Annotated in this window: 2 protein-coding genes; both read left to right on the top strand. The window is 45.1% G+C overall.

What is annotated here, in order from left to right:
* Positions 1 to 299 precede the first annotated feature (299 nt).
* On the top strand, positions 300 to 3,293 hold the full coding sequence (locus ACEW8S_RS02120) for a SusC/RagA family TonB-linked outer membrane protein (protein WP_373516536.1): 2,994 nt from the start codon (positions 300 to 302) through the stop codon (positions 3,291 to 3,293).
* Between the two features lie 29 nt (positions 3,294 to 3,322).
* A partial coding sequence (locus ACEW8S_RS02115; RefSeq protein WP_373516535.1) for a RagB/SusD family nutrient uptake outer membrane protein occupies positions 3,323 to 4,370 on the top strand: 1,048 nt, incomplete at its 3' end.

Below are 4,370 nucleotides of genomic sequence, written 5' to 3'. Positions count from 1 at the left end.
TTCCAAATTTTTACTTGGAAAACTGCCATTCTTTCAAATTCGAAAATTGAATTCAGGTCCAACTACTTCAATGATATACTCGTATTGCTTACCTAACACCATGACTTAATTTTGTTATAATTAGAATATATCCTACAACTCCCATGCGTTGAATATGCTATTTAATTGAGAACCCTCTATTTTTTTAAAACCAAATTGGAGAAAAAATTATTTTACGTAAAAAATATTTCTATATTCGTAACCGTTAACACAGCCTTAACAACACAACTTCACCTATACATCAACTTTAAAATTTTGAAATGCAAAAGACCAAGTTTCTATTTCTTTCGATAGCGGTCGTACTACTATCGATACAGGCCGCGTTCGGGCAGGTAACCGGTACGGTAACCGATGCCGAGGGCATACCCTTGCCAGGCGCAAGTGTGGTTTTAAAAGGAACGACCAATGGCACCACTACCGATTTCGACGGAAATTATTCCATTGAGGTTGCCTCCGACGGCGTTTTGGTTTTCGGTTATATCGGTTATCGTACTGAAGAAGTTCCCGTAAATAATCAATCTACTGTAAATGTTTCATTGGAGGAAGATGCCTCCCAATTGGACGAGGTCATCTTAGTCGGCTACGGTACCCAGAAAAAGGGCGAAGTGACGGCGGCCATAGCATCAGTAGATGCCGAACAACTAAGCATAGTCCAGACCTCGAATACCATCGATGCCGTCAAGGGGCAGGTTTCCGGGGTAGATATTCAATCCAGCGGGGGAAGACCGGGGCAGACCTCCACGGTACGGATCAGGGGCAGGCGTTCGATTACCGCATCCAACGACCCGCTCTATGTGGTCGATGGTATTCCCTTGATCGATGGTTCCGCAACCATGTCCGATATCAACCCACAGGATATTGCTTCCATAGAAATATTAAAAGATGCTGCGGCCACGGCGGTGTATGGTTCTAGGGGTGCTAACGGGGTTCTGTTGGTTTCTACCAACCGGGGCAAAGTCGGTAAGACACAAGTTCGATACAGTAGCCAAGTCGGTTTGACTTCGGCAACGCGATTGGTCGATATGATGAACGGCGAAGAGTTTGCCGATCTAAAAAGGGAGTCCAGACGTTCTTCTTGGGACGGAACGATTCCACCGGATAATCAGGTGTTCTTAGACCCGGTCGAATTGGAGTCCATAGCCCAGAACCGTTCCACCGATTGGCTGGATCTGGTAGTCGGCAATGGATATCAGACCAATCACCAGTTGGGGGTCAGCGGCGGATCTGAAAACACAACGTTCAATACCTCGTTGGGCTACTTTAAAGAGCAGGGCATTATCAGCAACCAAGATTATGAACGTTTTTCTGGCAGGGTCAATATAGATCATCGTATCAATGATATTTTTAAGATCGGGGCTTCCTTTTTGATTACCAATTCGGTACAGAATTGGGGTTCCAGTGCTACGATCGGTGAAGCTTTGGCCAATAATCCGTTGGGCGTTCCCTACGACGATGAAGGTGAGCTTTTGTTTTTGCCTACGAATGACGGTATCCGTACGAACCCGTTGAATGAATTGGTGCCAGATGCTTATATCGATGAAAGAAAGTTTACGCATATTTTTGCACCCATCTTTCTTGAGATCGATATTACGGACGGATTGCAATGGAAAACCACCTTCGGGCCGGATATTCGATTGGGTAGACGGGGCCAGTTCAGGGGCAGTTTGACCAATGACAATCGAGGTGGCCCAGGCGATGCCTCGATCGATCATTTAGATATTTCTGGATACACCCTGGAGAACTTATTGACTTTTGACAAGGCCATTACGGAAAACCAAAACTTAAAAGTTACGCTATTACAGAGTGTGCAAAAATCTCGAACGGAACGTTCTTTGGCATCGGTAACGGGTATACCCTATGAGTCACAGCTATTTTTCAATTTGGGTTCGGCCGATAATAGTGTTGTCAATTCTTTCTTGTCAGAATGGACCTTAAACTCTTTTATGGGGCGATTGAACTATGACATCAATGGGAAATATTTGTTTCAGGCCTCCTTAAGGGCCGATGGCTCCTCGAGATTGGCAGAGGGGAATAAATGGGATTATTTTCCCGGGGTTTCAGCGGGTTGGCGGATATCGGAGGAGTCGTTCTTGACAGACACCTCTATTTCTCAGCTAATGCTTCGGGCATCCTATGGGGAAGTGGGTAACACCTCCGTTGCACCCTACCAGACCGCAGGTAGGTTACAGGGCTTGCGCTATGCCTTTGGGGATAACCCCGCACTTGGTTTTGCCCTTTCGGAAATACCGAATCCTGCGTTAGGCTGGGAGGTGTCCAAAACATTGGACGTTGGTGTTGATTTCGGGGTGCTGAACGGTCGGATCAGCGGTACGGTAGATTGGTTCAGGACCAACACGGTCGACATCCTATTGAACAGAAGTCTTCCATTTACCTCAGGCTATAACAATATTTTACAAAATGTCGGGGCCACAAGAACCCAAGGTCTGGAATTCGCAGTCAGCGCAGGTATTTTTGATAATGAGGACGGGTTCTCCTGGAAATTGGATTTCAACATAGCCGGCTATCGGGAGGAGATCGTTGAATTGGCATTGACGGACGAAAATGGAAATCCGATAGATGATATCGGTAATCAATGGTTTATTGGCGAACCTATCCAGGTGTTCTACGATTATGAAAAAATAGGTATTTATCAAGCTGATGAAGTGGCCTTGGCACAATCCCAAGAACAAAAAGTGCCGGGAGAAATACGACTGAACGATTTAGATGGTGATGGTTTCATCACCCCGGATGACCGTAAAATTTTGGGCACTAATACCCCGGACTATTATGGGGGCCTTAACAACAGATTTTCTTATAAGGGCTTTGAATTGGGCGTTTTCTTCTATTTCCGTCAGGGGCAGTTTTTGCAATCGAACTTCAACACTGGCAATAACACGCTGGCTGGTCGATATAACAATTTGGACGTGGACTATTGGACCATAGACAATCCGAGCAATGCCAACCCAAGACCTGACGTGGATCAAGAATTCCCGAGAAGCGGATCTTCGCTATCTTATTTTGATTCAAGTTTTATAAAACTGAGAAACATTTCTTTAGGGTATAACCTGCCTGGTTCGATAACGGAGAAATTGGGCATGCAACAATTGAGAGTTTCGATTTCGGGACAAAATCTTTGGTTTATCACGGATTATGAAACCTTTGATCCCGAAATTTCCGAAGATGAAGGCGATTTAGGTAGTGACGTGGTGCCCAGTAGTAAAATGTATTCCTTATCATTAAGCGCTACATTTTAATAATAAATACATTGTAAAATATAAATATTATGAAAAGAAAGATATATTTCATTTGGTTTTTGGCATTGGGCCTTTTGATAGGTTCCTGCGATGATGCCCTTGAGGAAGAACTGGTGACCGATGTTTCGGCAGATTCCTACTATATAACGGAAAAAGGCCTTCAAGATGCGGTCGTTGCGACCTACGCCCTTTTAAAACCTTTTTATGGGCAAGAGGCGGGCTTCGCAATGACCACCTTTGGAACGGATATCTGGACCAACGGTGCCGATGGGGGGCATAAATCGTTTAATTTTTATGATACCGACCTTAATTCGGCCGAGGACTACGTAGAGCTTGCTTGGCAGTCTTGGTATAGAGGAATTAACCAAGCGAACGGGGTCATCAATCGTTCTGCCGACGTGGAAATGGATGAGGCCGAAAAAACCGTACGTATTGCAGAGGTCCGGTTTTTAAGGGCACTGTACTATTTTCAGATCGTTACCACCTACGGCGATGCCCATCTTAGCCTTGAGGAAACCCTCGATGTTGAGGTTACAGCGAATAAAACCCCCCAAGCTGAAATCTACGGTCAGGCTATTGTTCCCGATCTTGAGTTTGCCATTGCCAACCTGCCCGATTCCCAATCGGATTACGGCCGTGCGACAAAACCGGCAGCGGAATTCTTGTTGGGCAAGGCATTGTTGACGCGAAGTTATACCGGTTTCGCGGAGGGTAATGATGCCGCCCGGGCAGAAACCCTGTTCGGCGATGTAATCAATAATTATGATTTTGCTTTACTGGATAATTTTGGCAGTCTTTTTGATATTTCCAATCAGATAAACAGTGAAATCATTTTTGTTATTTCAAATTCCAAGGAGCAGGTCGATAGCGGCATTGATATTTATGGCCATCGGGGCCACTTGTATTTTCTTATGGAATACGATGTCCAAAGGGGCATGACCCGGGATATTGCCAATGGCAGACCCTGGAAACGACACCGACCGACCGATTTTATGTTAACGCTATGGGATAGAACCGAAGATTCCCGATATGACGCTTCTTTTAAACATGTTTGGTTCGCCAATAAAGAAGAACCGC

This window comes from Pricia sp. (assembly GCF_041745955.1).
Classification (GTDB): Bacteria; Bacteroidota; Bacteroidia; order Flavobacteriales; family Flavobacteriaceae; genus Pricia.
This window is presented reverse-complemented; position numbering and strand designations above follow the sequence as displayed.

Excerpts from the sequence above, each read along its gene's own strand:
- ACEW8S_RS02120 (WP_373516536.1), top strand. The coding sequence starts at position 300 with ATGCAAAAGACCAAGTTTCTATTTCTTTCGATAGCGGTCGTACTACTA.